14 protein-coding genes are annotated in these 20,633 nt (G+C 47.5%); 11 read left to right on the top strand and 3 right to left on the bottom strand.

The genetic code is table 11. The features are described 5' to 3' along the window. Positions 1-94: 94 nt before the first annotated feature. The 11 genes from rplK to OS145_RS12260 all read left to right on the top strand — a co-directional run bounded on the left by rplK (position 95) and on the right by OS145_RS12260 (position 16,439). Positions 95-523 (top strand): 50S ribosomal protein L11, encoded by a 429-nt coding sequence (gene rplK / locus OS145_RS12310; protein ID WP_006956851.1) that lies wholly within the window; start codon positions 95-97, stop codon positions 521-523. 3 nt (positions 524-526) lie between these two features. After that, complete coding sequence (gene rplA / locus OS145_RS12305; protein ID WP_006956850.1) at positions 527-1,222, top strand: 50S ribosomal protein L1; 696 nt, start codon at positions 527-529, stop codon at positions 1,220-1,222. A 231-nt stretch (positions 1,223-1,453) separates the two neighbouring features. Further along, positions 1,454-1,972 (top strand): 50S ribosomal protein L10, encoded by a 519-nt coding sequence (rplJ, locus tag OS145_RS12300; RefSeq protein WP_006956849.1) that lies wholly within the window; start codon positions 1,454-1,456, stop codon positions 1,970-1,972. Between the two features lie 53 nt (positions 1,973-2,025). Then, complete coding sequence (gene rplL, locus OS145_RS12295; RefSeq protein WP_006956848.1) at positions 2,026-2,403, top strand: 50S ribosomal protein L7/L12; 378 nt, start codon at positions 2,026-2,028, stop codon at positions 2,401-2,403. A 213-nt stretch (positions 2,404-2,616) separates the two neighbouring features. Further along, positions 2,617-6,645: a DNA-directed RNA polymerase subunit beta gene (rpoB, locus tag OS145_RS12290; RefSeq protein WP_006956847.1), complete on the top strand. Its 4,029-nt coding sequence runs from the start codon at positions 2,617-2,619 to the stop codon at positions 6,643-6,645. Positions 6,646-6,716: 71 nt separating this feature from the next. Further along, on the top strand, positions 6,717-10,952 hold the full coding sequence (rpoC, locus tag OS145_RS12285; protein WP_006956846.1) for a DNA-directed RNA polymerase subunit beta': 4,236 nt from the start codon (positions 6,717-6,719) through the stop codon (positions 10,950-10,952). A gap of 195 nt (positions 10,953-11,147) precedes the next feature. Beyond that, entirely contained in the window at positions 11,148-11,522 is a 375-nt protein-coding gene (gene rpsL / locus OS145_RS12280; RefSeq protein ID WP_006956845.1) for a 30S ribosomal protein S12, read from the top strand. A 73-nt stretch (positions 11,523-11,595) separates the two neighbouring features. Further along, positions 11,596-12,066, top strand: coding sequence for a 30S ribosomal protein S7 (gene rpsG / locus OS145_RS12275; protein ID WP_006956844.1), 471 nt, complete (start codon positions 11,596-11,598; stop codon positions 12,064-12,066). A gap of 30 nt (positions 12,067-12,096) precedes the next feature. After that, the gene (gene fusA / locus OS145_RS12270) at positions 12,097-14,220 is read left to right on the top strand and encodes an elongation factor G (RefSeq protein ID WP_006956843.1); all 2,124 of its coding nucleotides are present in this window, start codon (positions 12,097-12,099) and stop codon (positions 14,218-14,220) included. A 60-nt stretch (positions 14,221-14,280) separates the two neighbouring features. Continuing rightward, on the top strand, positions 14,281-15,465 hold the full coding sequence (gene tuf, locus OS145_RS12265; RefSeq protein ID WP_006956842.1) for an elongation factor Tu: 1,185 nt from the start codon (positions 14,281-14,283) through the stop codon (positions 15,463-15,465). 260 nt (positions 15,466-15,725) lie between these two features. Beyond that, positions 15,726-16,439, top strand: a complete 714-nt coding sequence (locus tag OS145_RS12260) for a substrate-binding periplasmic protein (protein WP_006956841.1) — start codon at positions 15,726-15,728, stop codon at positions 16,437-16,439. On the opposite strand, the gene OS145_RS12255 is transcribed toward OS145_RS12260, so the two are convergent. From OS145_RS12255 to uvrA, 3 genes are read right to left on the bottom strand one after another with little or no spacing between them, the layout of a single operon-like run. Next, positions 16,436-17,392 (bottom strand): glutaminase, encoded by a 957-nt coding sequence (locus OS145_RS12255; protein WP_006956840.1) that lies wholly within the window; start codon positions 17,390-17,392, stop codon positions 16,436-16,438. The genes OS145_RS12260 and OS145_RS12255 overlap by 4 nt on opposite strands. After that, on the bottom strand, positions 17,382-17,789 hold the full coding sequence (locus tag OS145_RS12250) for an acyl-CoA thioesterase (RefSeq protein WP_006956839.1): 408 nt from the start codon (positions 17,787-17,789) through the stop codon (positions 17,382-17,384). The genes OS145_RS12255 and OS145_RS12250 overlap by 11 nt, the downstream gene beginning before the upstream one ends. Positions 17,790-17,798: 9 nt before the next feature. Further along, on the bottom strand, positions 17,799-20,627 hold the full coding sequence (uvrA, locus tag OS145_RS12245) for an excinuclease ABC subunit UvrA (protein WP_006956838.1): 2,829 nt from the start codon (positions 20,625-20,627) through the stop codon (positions 17,799-17,801). Between the last annotated feature and the right edge of the window lie 6 nt (positions 20,628-20,633).

Genomic DNA, 20,633 nt, shown 5'->3' with positions numbered 1-20,633 from the left:
CTTATAATTCGCGTCCTTTTTTAACGGGGAGCCGATTGAGTAACGTGACTCTGCAACGTTACGAGGCGTTAAACCCACAACAGAGGTAACTATCATGGCGAAAAAAGTATCAGCCATTATTAAATTACAGGTAGCTGCTGGTTCAGCTAACCCGTCACCACCGGTTGGTCCTGCATTGGGTCAGCATGGTGTGAACATCATGGAATTCTGTAAGGCGTTCAACGCACAGACTGACAACTTGGAAAAAGGTGCGCCTGTTCCAGTTGAAATTACTGTGTTTGAAGACCGTTCTTTCACGTTCATCACGAAAACTCCACCAGCGTCTTTCTTGCTTAAGAAAGCAGCTGGCATCAAAAGTGGTTCTGGCCGTCCTAACACTGAAAAAGTGGGTACGGTAACTCGCGAACAGTTAGAAGAAATCGCGAAAACTAAAGAACCAGACTTAACTGCTGCTGATTTAGACGCAGCTGTACGCACTATCGCCGGCTCTGCTCGTGCGATGGGCTTGAACGTGGAGGGCTAAGACATGGCTAAATTAACTAAGCGCGCTCGCATGATCCGCGAGAAAGTAGAAGCCCGTGACTACGATGTAAACGAAGCTATCACGTTGTTGAAAGAATTGGCGACCGCTAAGTTTACCGAGAGTGTTGACGTATCTGTTAACCTAGGCATTGATGCACGTAAATCGGACCAAAACGTTCGTGGCGCAACTGTATTGCCAAATGGTACAGGTCGTGACGTTCGCGTTGCTGTTTTCACTTCAGGCGCTAACGCTGATAAAGCGAAAGAAGCCGGTGCCGACATCGTTGGCATGGAAGACTTAGCTGAGCAAGTTAAGAAAGGTGAAATGAACTTCGACGTAGTTGTTGCTTCTCCTGATGCAATGCGCGTTGTTGGTCAGTTAGGCCAAATCTTGGGTCCACGTGGCCTGATGCCTAACCCTAAAACCGGTACTGTAACGCCAGACGTTGCAACGGCTGTTAAAAATGCTAAAGCAGGTCAGGTTCGCTATCGTAACGATAAAAACGGCATCATCCACGCGACGATCGGTCGTGTAGATTTTGACAACGACAAGTTGAAAGAAAACTTAGAATCGTTGTTAGCCGCGCTGAAGAAAGCTAAGCCTTCTTCTGCTAAAGGCGTATACATCAAGCGCATCAGCCTTTCGACTACGATGGGTGCTGGTGTTGCGATTGACCAGGGTACTGTCAGCGCTGGTTAATAAAGGTTTGTGGGTTGGAGCTGCGGTGGATTGCTCAAAAGGCATGAAGCATAGCTCCCATCCAAGACCGTAGGTGTACCGCAGGAATATTGCGGCACTTAATGTCCTACGCAGATGGTGATATCCGACTCAGGCTCTCTGGGTAGAGAATCACCGTGACAACGTGGTGAGTTTAGGCTCACCTAATTGTAACGAGGGGCTTAGGCTCCAAAAGAAAACGAGGTGATATCAGTGGCAATTGGTTTAGCCGGAAAGAAAGCAATCGTTAAAGAAGTTAACGACGTCGCTTCAAATGCGCTAGCCGTCACCGTTGCTGAATATCGAGGCATCGAAGTAGCCGACATGACCGCGTTGCGCAAAAAAGCACGTGAGCAAGGTGTGTTTCTTAAAGTAGTACGTAACACACTTGCAAAACGCGCCTTTGAGGGCACGCAGTTTGAGGATATGAGCGAAGCGCTTAAAGGACCTCTTGTTTATGGATTCTCTTTGGACGCACCGGGCGCATCTGCTCGTTTGTTCAAAGATTTCTCTAAAGAGAACAAGAACCTTCAGGTAACGGCTCTATCTATCGGTAACGGCATCATGGGTCCTGAAAAATTGGACGCAGTTGCTTCACTTCCGACTCGTGATGAAGCATTGGCTAAATTGCTCGCCACCTTCAAAGCACCGGTTAGCAAATTCGTTAAAACAGTTAACGAAGTACCTGCTAAGTTCGTGCGTACGTTGGCAGCAATTAAAGACGCTAAATAAATCGTTGGTTTTAAAACCGTTTTTTGTAATTATCAACCCAGGAGTTTAGAGTAATGGCTCTGACTAAAGAAGATATCTTAAACGCGATCGCTGAAATGCCAGTAATGGAATTGGTAGAGTTGATCGAAGCAGCTGAAGAAAAATTCGGCGTTGACGCATCTGCAGCAGTAGCAGTAGCAGCTGGCCCAGCGGCTGGCGGCGAAGCAGCGGCTGAAGAGCAAACTGAATTCGACGTTATCTTGAAAGGCGCTGGTAGCAACAAAGTTGCAGCTATCAAAGCTGTTCGCGGCGCAACTGGCCTTGGCTTGAAAGAAGCTAAAGCTATGGTTGAGTCTGCACCTGTTGCTGTTAAAGAAGGCATCAGCAAAGACGACGCTGAAGAGTTGAAGAAGCAGCTTGAAGAAGCTGGTGCGGAAGTTGAAGTTAAGTAATTCAACTGTTGCACGAAATCTGGCCTAAGGGCCATAGGCTGGTGGTTAAATAACCACCAGCCTTTTCGCGCTTTAACGCTTGTACGATTTTTGCCCGTATTTCGTTGCAGTCGCGTGAAAAAATAAAACGGGAACGACAGATTTTTGTTATCTGTTTTTAACCATCGAACCACTCGTTGGTTAGGGTCATCAATCAGCTAGCTGAGGAACCCCATGGCGTACTCCTACTCAGAGAAAAAACGTATTCGTAAGGACTTTGGTAAAAGACCTCAGGTCTTAGAAGTGCCTTACTTGCTGTCAATGCAGCTTGATTCATTCAAAAAATTTATTGAAGTCGATCCAGAGGCTAATAATGGCCTTGAAGCGGCTTTCCGTTCGGTCTTTCCGATTGCCAGCTATTCCGGTAATGCGGAACTGCAGTACGTCAGTTACCACTTAGGTGAGCCGGCTTTCGATGTTGAAGAATGTCAAATCCGCGGCATCACTTACTCTGCACCGCTGCGCGTTAAACTTCGCTTAGTGTTGTTTGATAAAGAAGCGGCTGCTGGCACAGTTAAGGACATCAAAGAGCAAGAAGTCTACATGGGCGAGATCCCATTGATGACAGAAAACGGTACTTTTGTCATCAATGGTACCGAGCGTGTGATTGTCTCTCAGTTACACCGTTCGCCAGGCGTGTTCTTTGATCATGATAAAGGTAAATCACACTCGTCAGGTAAAGTCCTGTATAACGCGCGTGTTATTCCTTACCGTGGTTCTTGGCTCGATTTTGAATTCGATCCTAAAGACAACGTATTCGTACGTATTGACCGTCGTCGCAAGTTACCTGCGTCGATCATCTTGCGTGCATTAGAGTATACCACCGAAGAAATCCTTGAGATGTTCTTCGAGACGACATATTTCGAAATTCTGAAAACCAAAGTTAAGATGCAGTTGGTTCCAGAACGTCTTCGTGGTGAGACTGCTAAGTTCGATATTAAAGACAGCAACGGCGAAATCGTTGTTGAGAAAGGTCGTCGTGTAACGGCTCGTCATATCCGTCAATTAGAAAAGTCGGAGATGAAAGAGTTAGAAGTGCCTGTTGAATACATGGTCGGCAAAGTGCTTGCCAAAGATTATGTCAGCAAGGAAACCGGCGAAGTTGTCGCAAAAGCGAACGATGAATTAACACTTGAGCTTATCGCTAATTTAAGCGAAGCGGGCGTGAAGAAGATCGAGACACTGTTCGTCAACGATCTCGATCATGGTCCTTACATGAGCGAAACATTACGCGTTGATTCAACGACCAATCGCCTCGAGGCATTGGTCGAAATCTATCGCATGATGCGTCCAGGTGAGCCGCCCACGCGAGAAGCTGCCGAAGCACTCTTCGATAACCTGTTCTTTAGCGAAGAACGTTACGACTTATCGACTGTTGGTCGAATGAAGTTCAATCGTCGTTTAGGTCGCGAAGACTTATCAGGGAAAAATACCCTGACCAACGAAGATATTATTGACGTCATGAAAAAGCTCATCGAGATCCGTAACGGTCTTGACGAGGTTGACGATATCGATCACTTGGGTAACCGCCGTATCCGTTCAGTCGGTGAAATGGCAGAAAACCAATTCCGTGTTGGTTTGGTACGTGTTGAACGCGCGGTGAAAGAGCGCCTTTCATTAGGTGACCTTGATAATACAATGCCGCAAGACTTGATAAACGCAAAACCTATCAGTGCTGCGGTTAAAGAGTTCTTTGGCTCAAGCCAATTGTCACAGTTCATGGACCAGAATAACCCATTGTCAGAAGTAACGCACAAGCGTCGTATTTCTGCTTTAGGTCCAGGTGGTTTGACGCGTGAACGTGCGGGCTTCGAAGTACGTGACGTACATCCAACTCACTACGGTCGTTTATGCCCAATCGAAACGCCTGAAGGTCCAAACATCGGTTTGATTAACTCGTTGTCGACCTTTGCACGCACCAATGAATACGGCTTCCTTGAGACGCCTTATCGTCGGATTGAAAACGGTGTCGTGACCGATGAGGTTGAATACCTCTCTGCAATCGAAGAAGGTAACTACGTAATCGCTCAGGCTAACGTTGCGTTGAACGACCAAGGTGAGCTCGTTGACGATCTCGTACCGTGCCGTCATAAAAACGAATTCACCTTGATGAACCGTGAACAAGTTCAGTTCATGGACGTTGCGCCACAGCAGATCGTATCGATTGCGGCAAGTATGATCCCGTTCTTAGAACACGATGATGCTAACCGTGCCTTGATGGGCTCGAACATGCAACGTCAAGCCGTACCAACGCTACGGGCTGATAAGCCGTTAGTAGGTACCGGCATTGAGCGTACGATTGCGGTTGATTCAGGCGTTACTATCGTCGCTAAACGCGGCGGTGTTGTAGATTACGTCGATGCTGCGCGTATCGTTGTTAAGGTAAATGAGGAAGAGATGGTACCGGGTGAAGCAGGTATCGACATTTACAACTTAACCAAATACAAGCGCTCGAACCAGAACACATGTATTAACCAAAAGCCAACGGTACGTCTTGGCGAACCGGTAATGCGTGGTGATGTGTTAGCAGACGGTCCATCGACTGACTTAGGTGAACTCGCTTTAGGTCAAAACCTTCGCGTGGCATTTATGCCATGGAATGGTTATAACTTTGAGGATTCGATTCTTCTTTCTGAGCGTGTTGCTCAAGAGGATCGCTTGACCACGATTCACATTCAAGAATTGAACTGTGTAGCGCGTGATACCAAGTTGGGTGCGGAAGAAATTACGAGCGATATCCCGAACGTAGGTGAGTCTGCGTTGGGTAAATTGGATGAAGCCGGTGTTGTTTATGTGGGTGCTGAAGTTAAAGGCGGCGATATCCTCGTAGGTAAAGTAACACCTAAAGGCGAAACCCAATTAACGCCAGAAGAAAAACTTTTGCGTGCAATCTTTGGTGAGAAAGCGTCTGATGTTAAAGACAGCTCATTACGTGTGCCAAATGGTGTTAACGGTACGGTTATCGATGTTCAAGTATTCACCCGTGACGGTGTTGAAAAAGATAAACGTGCAGTCGCTATCGAAGAGATGCAATTGGCTAAGGTTAAGAAAGATTTAACCGAAGAATTCAAGATCCTCGAAGATGGCATTTATGGCCGCGCACGTAGTTTGTTATTGAACAACGGTTTTGACGAAGCCAAGCTGGCAAGCATGGATCGTTCAAACTGGTTAACACAAGGTTTGGCAGACGAGAGTGCTCAGGAACAACTTGAGCAGATCGCTGAGCAATATCAACAGACGCGTGAAGATTTCGATCAGAAGTTTGAGATGAAACGCCGCAAGATTACCCAAGGTGATGACTTAGCACCGGGTGTCCTTAAGATTGTTAAGGTCTACCTCGCTGTACGTCGTCGCATTCAACCGGGTGATAAATTAGCGGGTCGTCACGGTAACAAAGGTGTTATCTCGACTATCATCCCGAACGAAGATATGCCTCATGATGAAGAGGGTAATCCGGTCGATATCGTACTAAACCCGTTGGGTGTACCATCGCGGATGAACATTGGTCAGATCCTTGAGACCCATTTAGGTATGGCAGCTCGTGGTATCGGTACCAAGATCGACAAGATGTTGAAAGCACAACGTGCAATGGCCGAGTTACGTGACTTTATCCAACAGGTTTATGACTTGGGTGAAGGACGCCAGAAAGTAGATTTAGCCGAGTTCAGTGATGACGAAGTACTTCGTCTAGCAGGCAACTTACGTGCAGGTCTACCGACAGCAACCCCGGCATTTGACGGTGCGATTGAAGAAGAAATTAAAGCACTTCTTAAATTAGCGGATATCCCTGAATCAGGTCAGATTCCGTTGATTGATGGTCGTACAGGCGAACGTTTTGAGCGTGATGTAACAGTCGGTTACATGTACATGCTGAAACTGAATCACTTGGTCGACGATAAGATGCACGCACGTTCAACCGGTTCTTATAGCTTGGTTACGCAACAGCCGCTGGGTGGTAAAGCTCAGTTCGGTGGTCAGCGCTTCGGTGAGATGGAAGTATGGGCCCTCGAAGCATACGGCGCAGCTTACACCTTGCAAGAAATGTTGACCGTTAAGTCGGACGACGTAAACGGTCGTACGAAGATGTACAAGAACATCGTGGATAACAACTTGCAGATGGAAGCGGGTATGCCTGAATCCTTCAACGTATTGCTGAAGGAAATCCGTTCACTCGGTATTAATATCGAGTTGGAAGAAGGCTAATCGAGCTTTTTGTTATTGAATTTGGGGAGTGCTTGCACTCCCCGTGGTTGAACTCCGACAGGAGATAAATCGTGAAAGACTTGCTTAAGTTTTTAAAACCGGCTAACCAATCAGAAGAATTTGATGGAATTCGTATTGCGTTAGCGTCACCAGACATGATCCGTAGTTGGTCATATGGTGAAGTTAAAAAGCCGGAAACCATTAACTATCGTACGTTCAAACCTGAACGTGATGGTCTTTTCTGTGCGCGTATCTTTGGTCCAGTTAAGGATTACGAGTGTCTTTGCGGCAAGTATAAGCGCCTGAAGCACCGTGGTGTTATCTGTGAGAAGTGTGGCGTAGAAGTTACTTTGACCAAAGTTCGCCGTGAGCGTATGGGCCATATCGAATTGGCGAGCCCAGTGGCGCACATTTGGTTCTTGAAATCATTGCCCTCACGCATTGGCTTGATGCTTGATATGACTTTGCGCGACATTGAGCGCGTATTGTACTTCGAATCATATGTCGTGACCGAGCCAGGTTTGACGACGTTAGAGCGTTATCAAATCTTGACTGAGGAAGAGTACCTCGATGCACTCGAAGAGCACGGCGATGAGTTCGATGCGAAAATGGGGGCGGAAGGTATACTTGATTTGCTGCGCACTATCGATATCGATGGCGATATCCAGCAATTGCGTGAAGAGTTACCAGAGACAAACTCTGAAACTAAGCGTAAGAAAATCAGTAAACGTCTGAAGCTGCTTGAATCTTTCCAGATGTCAGGAAACAAACCTGAGTGGATGATCTTGCGCGTATTGCCGGTGTTGCCACCTGACTTGCGTCCATTGGTACCACTTGATGGCGGCCGCTTCGCAACATCAGACTTGAACGACCTATACCGTCGTGTCATTAACCGTAACAACCGTCTTAAGCGTCTACTTGACTTAGCCGCACCAGACATCATCGTTCGCAACGAAAAACGTATGTTGCAAGAAGCGGTTGACGCGTTGTTAGACAACGGTCGTCGTGGTCGTGCGATCACAGGTTCTAATAAACGTCCTCTGAAATCTCTTGCTGACATGATCAAAGGTAAGCAGGGTCGTTTCCGTCAGAACCTTCTGGGTAAACGTGTTGACTATTCAGGTCGTTCGGTTATCACCGTAGGTCCTAAACTACGTTTGCACCAGTGTGGTCTGCCTAAGAAGATGGCACTCGAATTATTTAAACCATTTATCTACGGCAAGCTTGAGCGTCGTGGTTTAGCGACCACCATCAAAGCGGCTAAGAAAATGGTTGAGCGTGAAACTGCAGAAGTTTGGGATATCTTGGATGAAGTGATCAAAGAGCACCCGGTGTTATTGAACCGTGCGCCAACACTTCACCGTTTGGGTATCCAAGCTTTTGAACCGGTGCTCATCGAAGGTAAAGCGATTCAGTTACACCCATTGGTGTGTGCGGCTTATAACGCTGACTTTGACGGCGACCAAATGGCGGTTCACTTGCCATTGACGCTTGAAGCGCAGCTCGAAGCGCGCGCGTTGATGATGTCAACCAATAACGTACTATCGCCTGCGAGCGGTGACCCGATCATCGTTCCATCACAAGACGTTGTCTTAGGTCTTTATTACATGACCAAAGAGAAAATCAACGGCAAAGGCGAAGGTATGGCATTCAAGAACCCTAAAGAGGTCGAGAAAGCCTATCGTAGCGGTGCAGTCGAATTGCACACGCGTATTAAAGTGCGTATCGCGGATACAATTATCCATGAAGATGGCACCCGTGAAAAACGCTTGATGTTGCGTGACACCACTGTAGGTCGTGCGATTTTGTCATTGATCATGCCAGAGGGCTTACCATTTGAGCTGATCGATCAGCCAATGGGTAAAAAGCCAATCGCGCGTATGCTTAATCAAGCGTATCGCGATATCGGTTTGAAAGAGACGGTCGTATTCGCTGACCAAGTGATGTATACCGGTTTCCATTACGCGATGATTTCTGGTGCGTCTGTCGGTATAAACGACATGGTGATTCCTGAAGCGAAGAAAGAAATCGTTGCCGCCGCGGAAGAAGAAGTCGCTGAGATTCAAGAGCAGTTCGAATCGGGTTTGGTAACCGCAGGCGAAAAATACAACAAAGTTATCGATATCTGGTCAACGGCGAACGAGAAAGTCTCGAAAGCTATGATGGAGAACCTGTCGAAAGAGGTCGTCAAAAATAAAGAGGGTGACGACGAAGAACAAGCTTCGTTCAACTCAATCTTTATGATGGCAGACTCAGGCGCTCGTGGTAGCCCCGCACAGATCCGTCAGCTGGCCGGTATGCGTGGTTTGATGGCGAAGCCAGATGGCTCAATCATCGAAACGCCTATCGTCGCGAACTTCCGTGAAGGTTTGAACGTACTTCAGTACTTCATTTCAACTCACGGTGCGCGTAAAGGTTTGGCCGATACCGCATTGAAGACAGCGAACTCAGGTTATCTGACACGTCGTCTGGTCGACGTTTCGCAAGACGTGGTTATCATGGAAGAAGACTGTGGTACACACGATGGCTTGTACATGAAGCCGTTGATCGAAGGTGGTGATGTTGTAGAACCACTGCGTGAGCGTGTATTAGGTCGTGTTCTATGTGAAGACGTCATGCAACCAGGCAGCGAAAAAGACGTGTTATTACCACGTAACACGCTGCTTGATGAAAAGAACTGTGATGTTCTCGAAGAGAACTCAATCGACGAAGTTAAAGTTCGCTCGGTAATCACGTGTGATACTGACTTCGGTGTTTGTGCACACTGTTACGGTCGTGACTTGGCGCGTGGCCACATGGTTAACCAAGGTGAAGCTGTGGGTGTTATCGCTGCGCAGTCAATCGGTGAACCAGGTACACAGTTGACGATGCGTACGTTCCACATTGGTGGTGCGGCATCACGTGCGACAGCAGAAAACAACATTCAGGTGAAGAATCCAGGTACCTTGAAGCTGCACAACGCGAAATGGGTTGTTAACAGCGATAATCAACCTGTGATCACTTCACGTTCAACTGAATTAACGCTTATCGACGAGTTTGGTCGTGAGCGCGAGCGTTACAAAGTACCTTATGGTGCGGTGTTGAAGAAAGGCGAAGGCGACAGTGTCGACGGCGGCGAAACCGTTGCAAACTGGGACCCGCATACGCACCCAATCATCACCGAGGTAGAAGGTCGCTTGAAGTTCGTTGACCTGATTGATGGTGTTACCATGACCCGTCAAACCGACGAACTCACCGGTTTATCAAGTATCGTTGTACTGGAGACAGGTCAACGTACCAGCGCCGGTAAAGATATGCGTCCAATGGTTAAGTTGGTCGACGGCCAAGGCAATGATGTAAACATCGCGGGTACAGACATTCCTGCGCAGTACTTCTTGCCGGGTAATGCGATCATTAACCTTGAAGATAACGCTGAAGTTAAAGTGGGTGATACGGTTGCTCGTATCCCGCAAGAAGGTTCGAAAACGCGCGACATCACGGGTGGTCTTCCACGCGTTGCCGACTTGTTCGAAGCACGTCGCCCGAAAGAACCTGCAATTTTGGCAGAGAAAACAGGTACCGTATCCTTTGGTAAAGAAACTAAAGGTAAACGTCGCCTGATTATCACGCCAAACGACGGTACTGATCAGCACGAAGAGATGATTCCAAAATGGCGTCAGCTGAACGTGTTTGAAGGTGAACAGGTCCAAAAAGGTGAGGTGATCGCCGATGGTCCAGAAGCACCGCATGACATCTTGCGTCTACGAGGCGTTAGCGCAGTAGCTAACTACATCGTTAACGAAGTACAAGAAGTCTACCGTTTACAAGGTGTTAAGATTAACGATAAGCATATCGAAACTATCGTTCGTCAAATGCTACGTAAAGCGCTTATCTTGCGCGCCAACGATACCAACTTGCTTGAGGGCGAGATGGTAGAAATGGCAGAAGTGCTAGCAGCCAATGCGAAAGCAGAAGCTGAAGGCAAACAGCCAGCTACCTTCGAGCGTCAGTTGTTGGGTATTACGAAGGCATCATTGTCGACTGAATCATTTATTTCAGCGGCATCGTTCCAGGAAACAACACGCGTGCTTACCGAAGCCGCTGTTGCTGGACGCAAAGATACCTTACGCGGCTTGAAAGAAAACGTTATCGTAGGTCGCTTAATCCCTGCTGGTACAGGTTACTCGTACCACAAGGAGCGTATGGAGCGTCGTCAAGCAGAGCTTGAAGTCGAAGATACAGCACCTAAGATGACAGCTGAAGAAGCCGAACAGCAGTTGGCCGATGCGCTAAATGCAGGCGGTGACAGTGGGTCTACATCTGAGTAATTCACTCGATTAAACCCTCGCTCAGCGATTAAGCCGGTGCTCATTGAGTGCCGGCTTTCTTATATAGCCTTGACAGGTGAAAATATGACCATTAAAATTCCCGCTCCCGAATTTCGGGATCTGGTCCATTTATTGGTCAGAAACCAAGTGATTTTTCACTGGTGTAAGCGACATCAACAAAACTAGGAGTATTTAATGGCAACAGTTAACCAGCTGGTGCGTAAAGGCCGTCAAAAGCCCGTTGTGAAAAGCAACGTTCCGGCTCTTGAAGCGTGCCCTCAAAAACGCGGTGTTTGTACCCGTGTTTACACAACAACCCCAAAGAAGCCGAACTCGGCGATGCGTAAAGTGTGTCGTGTGCGTCTTACTAACGGTTACGAAGTATCTTCGTACATCGGTGGTGAAGGCCACAACTTACAAGAGCACTCGGTTGTATTGATCCGTGGCGGTCGTGTAAAAGACTTGCCAGGTGTTCGTTATCACACCGTTCGTGGCGCACTTGACTGTTCAGGTGTAAACGATCGTAAACAAGGCCGTTCTAAATACGGCGCGAAGCGGCCTAAATCTTAACGGTTCTCCGTTAGTAAGGCCAAACTGTTTGTACGTTTTGGGGAATACCCTGAATTAATCGGAGAATATTGAGATGCCAAGAAGACGCGTCATAGGTCAACGTAAAATCCTTCCAGATCCTAAGTTCGGATCAGAGTTGTTGGCCAAATTTATCAATGTCGTCATGGTAGACGGCAAAAAAGCAGTCGCTGAAAAGATTATCTACGGTGCACTAGACATTCTTGCTGAGAAATCTGGTAAAGACCACTTAGACATCTTCGAGAATGCGCTTGATAATGTTCGCCCAACCGTCGAGGTTAAATCTCGTCGCGTAGGTGGTTCAACCTATCAGGTTCCGGTCGAAGTACGTCCTGTGCGTCGTAATGCACTGGCAATGCGCTGGTTAGTTGATGCAGCGCGCACCCGTGGTGAAAAATCAATGTCGCAGCGTTTGGCAGCAGAAATGCTAGACGCATCTGAAAACAAAGGGTCTGCTGTGAAGAAACGTGAAGACGTTCACCGCATGGCTGAAGCAAACAAAGCGTTTGCTCACTATCGCTGGTAATTTCACAGTTAACCGACTAAGGAGTTTATTGTGGCTCGTAAAACTTCCATTGAGCGCTATCGTAATATTGGTATCTGCGCTCACGTAGACGCTGGTAAAACAACCACCACTGAACGTGTGTTGTTCTACACTGGCCTGTCTCACAAGATTGGTGAGGTGCACGATGGTGCAGCTACCATGGACTGGATGGAACAGGAGCAGGAACGTGGTATCACCATCACCTCTGCCGCAACGACATGTTTCTGGCAAGGTATGGACAAACAGTTCCCTGAGCATCGTATCAATATCATCGATACTCCCGGACACGTTGACTTTACCATTGAGGTAGAGCGTTCATTACGTGTTCTTGACGGTGCAGTCGTCGTATTGTGTGCTTCATCAGGTGTTCAGCCTCAGACTGAAACTGTATGGCGTCAGGCGAACAAATACGAAGTACCACGTATGGTATTCGTGAACAAGATGGACCGTGCAGGTGCGGACTTCTTGTCAGTTGTTCATCAAATGAAAACCCGCTTAAATGCAGAAGCAGTGCCAATGCAACTGCCTGTAGGCGCAGAAGACAACTTCCGCGGCGTGGTTGATTTGATCAAAATGAAGTTCATCAACTGGAACGATGAAGACATGGGTACTTCATTCACATATGAAGATATCCCTGCTGACATGGTTGACGAGTGTGAAGAACATCACAACAACTTGGTTGAAGCTGCGGCTGAAGCTAACGAAGAGTTGATGAACAAATACCTTGAAGAAGGTGAGTTGACTGAAGCAGAAATCAAACAAGGTCTTCGCGCACGCACGTTGGCGAACGAGATCTGCTTGGTTGCTGCTGGTTCAGCGTTCAAAAACAAAGGTGTTCAAGCAGTGCTTGACGCGGTCATCGAGTATCTTCCGTCACCGACAGAAGTTAAGCCTATTACAGGTATCCTTGATGACGAGTCTGAAGGTGTTCGTAAGTCTTCTGACGACGAGCCGTTCTCAGCACTTGCGTTTAAAATCGCGACTGACCCGTTCGTGGGTACACTGACGTTCGTTCGCGTATACTCTGGTGTACTTAATCAGGGTGACGGTGTTGTTAACCCAGTTAAGAACAAGAAAGAGCGCGTTGGACGTATGGTTCAGATGCACTCAAACAGCCGTGAAGAGATCAAAGAAGTGCGCGCGGGCGACATCGCGGCCTTGATTGGTCTTAAAGACGTGACAACCGGTGACACGCTGTGTGATCCAAGCAACAAGATTATTCTTGAGCGTATGGAATTCCCAGAACCGGTTATTTCTGTTGCAGTAGAACCGAAAACTAAAGCCGACCAAGAGAAAATGGGTATTGCCCTTGGTAAGTTGGCCGCAGAAGATCCATCATTCCGCGTTAAAACGGATGAAGAGTCAGGTCAAACTATCATCTCTGGTATGGGTGAGCTTCACCTTGATATCATCGTTGACCGTATGAAGCGTGAATTCAAAGTTGAATGTAACGTTGGTCAGCCTCAGGTTGCATACCGTGAAGCAATCCGTAACGCGGTTGAAGTTGAAGGCAAATTCGTTCGTCAATCAGGTGGTCGTGGTCAATTCGGTCACGTATGGCTGAAGCTTGAGCCAATGGCGATTGAAGAAGATGAAAACGGTGATGACATCACTTACCAATTCGTAAACGAAATCGTTGGTGGTGTGGTACCTAAGGAATACATTCCTGCGGTAGACCGTGGTATCAAAGAGCAGATGGAACAAGGTGTTCTTGCTGGCTACCCAGTATTGGGTGTTAAGGCAACCTTGTACGACGGTTCTTACCACGATGTTGACTCATCAGAGATGGCGTTTAAAATCGCCGGTAGCATGGCTTTCAAAAAGGGTGCATTGCAAGCGCAACCTGTATTGCTTGAGCCTATGATGAAAGTTGAAGTTATCACTCCAGAAGAGTCAATGGGTGATGTTGTCGGTGACCTTAACCGCCGTCGTGGTCTTATCGAAGGTATGGAAGAGGCACCAGGTGGCTTGAAAGCAGTTAATGCTCAAGTTCCATTGTCAGAAATGTTCGGTTACGCGACTGACTTGCGTTCACAAACTCAAGGTCGTGCATCGTACTCAATGGAATTCTTGAAGTATGCTGAAGCACCTAACAACATCGCTGAAAAAGTGATGGCTGAGCGTAACGCTAAATAAGTAAGGTCTGGTCCGGTTTTTTGCGAGACCGGGCTTTTAACTTAAGTTTGAGGAACTATCATGTCTAAAGAAAAATTTGAACGTTCGAAGCCGCACGTAAACGTCGGCACCATCGGTCACGTTGACCACGGTAAAACTACTTTGACTGCTGCTATTACTACTGTATTAGCAAAAGTCTATGGTGGCGCGGCGAAAGACTTCGCAGCCATCGATAACGCGCCAGAAGAGAAAGAGCGTGGTATCACCATCTCAACTTCACACGTTGAGTATGACACGCCAACTCGTCACTACGCGCACGTAGACTGTCCTGGACACGCTGACTACGTTAAAAACATGATCACTGGTGCCGCTCAGATGGACGGCGCGATCTTAGTAGTAGCAGCTACAGACGGCCCAATGCCACAAACACGTGAGCACATCTTGTTGTCACGTCAGGTAGGCGTACCTTACATCGTTGTATTCATGAACAAATGTGACATGGTAGACGATGAAGAGTTGTTGGAATTGGTAGAAATGGAAGTTCGTGAACTGTTATCAGAATACGAATTCCCAGGCGACGACTTGCCAGTCATCCAAGGTTCAGCACTTAAAGCGCTGGAAGGCGACGAAGAGTGGGCGAAGAAAATCGTTGAATTGGCTGACGCACTAGACAGCTACATCCCAGAGCCAGAGCGTGATATCGACAAGCCGTTCATCATGCCAATCGAAGACGTATTCTCGATTTCTGGTCGTGGTACGGTAGTAACAGGTCGTGTAGAGCGCGGTATCGTTAAGACCGGTGACGAGTGCGAAATCGTAGGTATGAAAGATACCATGAAGACCACTGTTACAGGTGTAGAGATGTTCCGTAAGTTGCTAGACGAAGGTCGTGCAGGCGAGAACATCGGTGCGTTGTTACGTGGTACTAAGCGTGACGAAGTAGAGCGTGGTCAAGTATTGGCGAAGCCAGGTACAATCACTCCGCACACCAAGTTCGAAGCCGAAGTATACGTACTGAGCAAAGACGAAGGTGGCCGTCACACGCCATTCTTCAAAGGCTATCGTCCACAGTTCTACTTCCGTACAACTGACGTAACGGGCGCAGTAGAATTGCCAGAAGGCGTAGAAATGGTCATGCCAGGCGACAACTTGAAGTTCGTTGTAGAGCTAATTGCTCCAATCGCAATGGACGAAGGCTTGCGTTTCGCAATCCGTGAAGGTGGTCGTACTGTAGGTGCAGGCGTTGTATCTAAGATCATCGACTAATGTAACTTGCGCCTAAGGCGTAAGCGACAGAGAGTCCAAAACCCGGCTTCGGCCGGGTTTTTTTATGGTGAATTATTTTGCACTGCCGTAAGCCTTGCTTCCGTGATTTGGCCTCGATTATTGACTTTTATCAGGTTTAACCTCAATATATCTGTCCAGTTTCAACGTAAATAAGTGCAGTGAAAAGAAGTTTTTTTCTACTCATAACCTGCTTTCTCGCAAGCGTTTCATTCGTAAAGGATGTAAGCGCGCAAACGCCTGTGTATGTTGCAGCGTACGATTATCCTCCCTATTTTTCTACTGGACTTGAAACTGACGTAACCCGCGAACTCATTCAGATTTTGAATGACTATCAAGATACCTACGACTTTCAACTTCAGGTGATTCCACCGAATGCTCGATATCAAGCATTATCAAAGGATGGGTGTTGCGATGTCATCTTTTTTGAGTCAGAGGAGTGGGGTTGGAAAGGCAAAGCGGTAGATGCAACGATTCCTATTATTCGCGGGCGCGAACGGTTTATCGCAAAGCGAATACCGGGTCGGACGCAGGCATTTTTTAGCTCTTTAGACGATAAAACTGTTGGTGCAGTTAAAGGTTATCATTATAACTTTGATGGTAACGAGCGAACCGCGGATGAACTAGGTAGTAGTTATCGCGCCTACCTTTCTCATTCGGCATTGACCAATCTACGCATGCTCATGGGAGGACGCATTGATATCATGCCGATTAATGATGAACTGCTATCAGCCCTACAAAATGCCGGGGACCAGTATGAAAAAGACTTACTTGTCTCTGATCAAATTTTTGATGACTACATGTTGAGCATGATAGTGGGTCATAACAAACGCCTTACCCGAGAGACTATGCAACAATTGGTGCGTGAACTCGCTCGCCAAGGTCATATCGATAAGTTGCTGCAACGCTTTAATCTGTCTCGCTTCCAAGTTTATCGTATTGGTCTGAGACGCTAGTAGACGCTCAATCCTAAACGATTAGCGAGTTCGCGCACCATGAACATGCCGCGTGCGCTGTTGCCAAATTCATTCAGTTTTGGGCTCCATGCTGAAATCACCCCAAAATCAGGCACTATCGCGACAATACCGCCACCGACACCACTTTTCGCAGGCACGCCAACGGTAAAAGCAAACTCACCACTTTGGTCATACATACCGCTCGTTGATAGCAACGCATTGATGCGTTGAGCATCTCGCTTAGTAATGATTTCGCGCTGAGAGAATGGACATACACCGGCATTTGCGAGGAATGTAAACGAGCGCGCGAGGTTTTCACAGCTCATGCTAATCGCGCATTGCCAGAAATAATGATCAAGGACTTCATCTACATCGGACTCAATGTTGTCGAAGCTTTTCATTAAGTGAGCGGAAGCCGCGTTCCTATGACCATGTTCTTTTTCCGATGCATGTACTGATTCATCAGCATATATTCGGTCATTACCACACAGGCTTCGTACAAGGCTCATTACAGCGTTTTTACTGGTCGAGTAGTGGCTAACTAGCACATCGCTAATTAAAATCGCTCCTGCGTTGATCATGGGGTTACGCGGAATGCCCTTTTCCCATTCTAACTGCACAATGGAATTAAACGCCTGTCCTGAAGGCTCCATTTTGACTCGTTGCCACAAATCGTCACCCAAACGATCCATCGCCATCATTAAGCCAAATATTTTGGAGATGGACTGGATCGAAAACAACGTGTCCGTGTCACCGACGTTGAACACCTCTCCATCCAGTGTCGTCAGAGTCAGCGCACATTGCTCCGGCTCGACAGCAGCAAGCGCAGGAATGTAGTCGGCGACGTTGCCCGACTGGATCTGCATCGCTTGCTGATGAATTTCTTTCAATAACCGGTTGAGATCATCGGGGGCTTTTATTTGCTGGCCACCGCTTACTAAATCACGCGTCAATGGGCTGCTCCGGATGTTGTAGTTCAACTAAGCGCTGTCTCAGCTGTTCGCTTAAAGTGACCGAACGTTGTTGCTCAAAATCGAAATAAACAAGTACGGTTTTGCCCTTCGCGCAGAGCTCGCCCTTTTGCCAGATTTCGGTGCCAATATCAAAAGAACTGCCGCCAAGACGTTGAACAAAAGTCTTCACAGTCACATTCGAGCCAAAGAAAATGGGTCGTGCGAAATCAACTTCAAGACGAGCAACGATCAAACTTTTTGTTTTTGGCGACATTTCACCAAAGAACTCAAATATAGGTAACCGACCGGTCTCAATCCACATAGGCACAACGGTATTGTTTACATGACCTAAGGCATCGGTTTCATAAAAACGAACTTTAAACTGCTCTTCTAACATCCTGTCTTCCTATGACGATTTAAGCATGGGTTTAAGAAAGCGTGCGGTGTGAGACCGCGTTTCATTAACGATTTTTTCAGGAGCGCCCTCGGTGAGGATCTCACCACCGCCCGAGCCCCCCTCAGGACCTAAGTCGACAATCCAGTCAGCGGTTTTAATCACATCTAAGTTGTGCTCGATAACGACCACGGTATTCCCATGGTCACGCAGACGATGAATCACCGCCAGTAATTGCTTGATATCATGGAAGTGAAGTCCTGTAGTGGGCTCATCCAGAATATAAAGCGTGCGCCCAGTATCTCGCTTCGACAATTCTCGCGACAACTTCACACGCTGCGCTTCACCACCTGACAACGTCGTTGCCGATTGACCAAGGCGCACATAAGACAAACCTACATCCATTAAGGTCTGAAGTTTGCGTGCAATCGCGGGAATCGGATCAAAGAACGCGCGCGCCTCTTCAATGGTCATATCTAATACTTCATGGATATTCTTGCCTTTATACTGAATATCCAGCGTTTCACGATTGTAGCGTTTACCCTTACAAATATCACAGGGTACATAGACGTCCGGCAAGAAGTGCATTTCAACTTTAATGACCCCGTCACCCTGACACGCCTCGCAACGTCCGCCTTTAACGTTAAAGCTAAAGCGTCCTGGTTTATAACCGCGTGCTCTGGCTTCTGGTACACCGGCAAAGAGTTCCCGTATTGGCGTGAAGATCCCCGTATAGGTCGCTGGATTAGAACGAGGCGTACGCCCGATGGGACTCTGATCGATATCAACCACCTTATCCAACAGCTCCATACCTTCAACACGTTGGTGTGGAGCTGGCTCACTGGTGGTTGCACCGTTAAGCTCGCGGTGAGCAACTTTGAATAAGGTATCATTAACTAACGTCGACTTACCTGACCCCGACACGCCCGTCACACAGGTCATTAAACCTAAAGGAATGTTTAAATCGACATTTTTTAGGTTGTTACCCGTGGCGCCAATAATTTTTAGCCAACGGCCATCTGGCTCATGCCGTTGACTTGGCACATCGATCAATTTGCGACCCGATAAATAATCACCTGTTAAAGACCGCTCAGTTTTGACGATATCATCGACCGTTCCCTGTGCCACGATCTCGCCGCCATGCACACCGGCACCGGGACCGATATCAATTACATGATCCGCCTGACGAATTGCGTCTTCATCGTGTTCGACGACCAATACGGTATTGCCTAGATCACGCAAATGAATCAGTGTATTAAGAAGACGTTCGTTATCACGTTGATGCAAGCCAATGCTCGGTTCATCCAGTACGTACATCACACCCACCAAGCCGGCGCCAATCTGACTGGCTAAACGAATTCGCTGCGCCTCACCACCGGATAAGGTTTCTGCACTACGTGACAGGCTCAGGTAATTCAATCCCACATTGACCAAGAAGCCGAGCCTATCGTTAATCTCTTTCAATATTTTTTCAGCGATTTTTCCACGCTGACCGTCAAGATCAAGGCTTTGGAAAAAGTCTAATGCATCGCCAATCGAACGCTCTGAGACCTGAGGTAAGTTTGTATTTTCGATAAATACATGACGCGCCTCAGTACGCAAACGGCTACCGTGACAGCTTTTACAGGGTTGTACGGCAATGTATTTTGCCAACTCGTCGCGTACCGCTTGTGATTCGGTCTCACGATACCGGCGTTGCATATTAGGGATAATCCCCTCAAACGGATGCGCACGAACGACCTTATCGCCTCGATCATTCATATAAGTGAACTTGATTTCTTCTTTGCCGCTGCCGTAGAGCAACACTGCACGAGTATCTTCGCTTAATTCATTGAATGGCACCGACAACTTAAAGTCATAGTGCTTAGCCAATGACTGTAGCATCTGGTAGTAATAAAAATTGCGTTTATCCCAACCGCGAATAGCGCCGCCGGTGAGCGATAAGTCGCCATTGACGACCACCTTACTCGGATCAAAAAATTGCTCTACACCCAAGCCATCGCAGGTTTGGCAAGCACCGGCTGGGTTATTGAACGAGAACAAGCGTGGTTCTAATTCTTGCATACTGTAACCACAGTGCGGGCAAGCAAAGTTAGCCGAGAACACCAGTGTTTCACCTTCTTCACCCGGCATTGGTGCAACAAACGCCGTACCGCCGGTCATATCAATAGCGGTTTCAAACGACTCGGCCAAGCGTTGTTCGATACCCTCGCGCACTTTAAAACGGTCAACAACCACCTCAATGGTGTGCTTCTTTTGTAACTCGAGTGTCGGCGGATCGCTTAGATCACAAATTTCACCATCGATGCGCGCCCGGATAAAGCCTTGTAAAGCAAGGTTTTCTAACACCTTGACGTGTTCGCCCTTACGGTTCTGTACGATGGGTGCCAATAACATGCGTTTTGATTCCGCAGGCTCGGTAAGTACTTGGTCAACCATTTGTGAAATGGTTTGCGCCGCCAACGGGACATCATGTGTTGGGCACCGAGGTTCGCCCACACGGGCAAATAATAGACGTAAGTAATCGTATATCTCGGTAATGGTACCCACCGTCGAGCGCGGGTTATGAGACGTCGACTTCTGCTCAATGGAGATCGCAGGTGATAAACCTTCAATGCCGTCTACATCAGGCTTTTCCATCAGTGACAAAAACTGACGAGCGTAGGCGGAGAGTGACTCAACATAACGTCGTTGACCTTCCGCATATAACGTATCAAACGCCAGCGACGACTTGCCTGAACCGGATAATCCCGTAATGACTACGAGCTTATCGCGCGGTATGGTTAGGTTAAAATTCTTTAGGTTGTGTGTTCGCGCACCACGTACTTCGATTTTGTCCATAGTAAA

Origin of the sequence: Idiomarina baltica OS145 (assembly GCF_000152885.1) — a bacterium.
GTDB lineage: Bacteria > Pseudomonadota > Gammaproteobacteria > Enterobacterales > Alteromonadaceae > Idiomarina > Idiomarina baltica.
The sequence above is the reverse complement of the archived record's forward strand: the minus strand, read 5'-3'. Positions and strand labels throughout refer to the sequence as shown.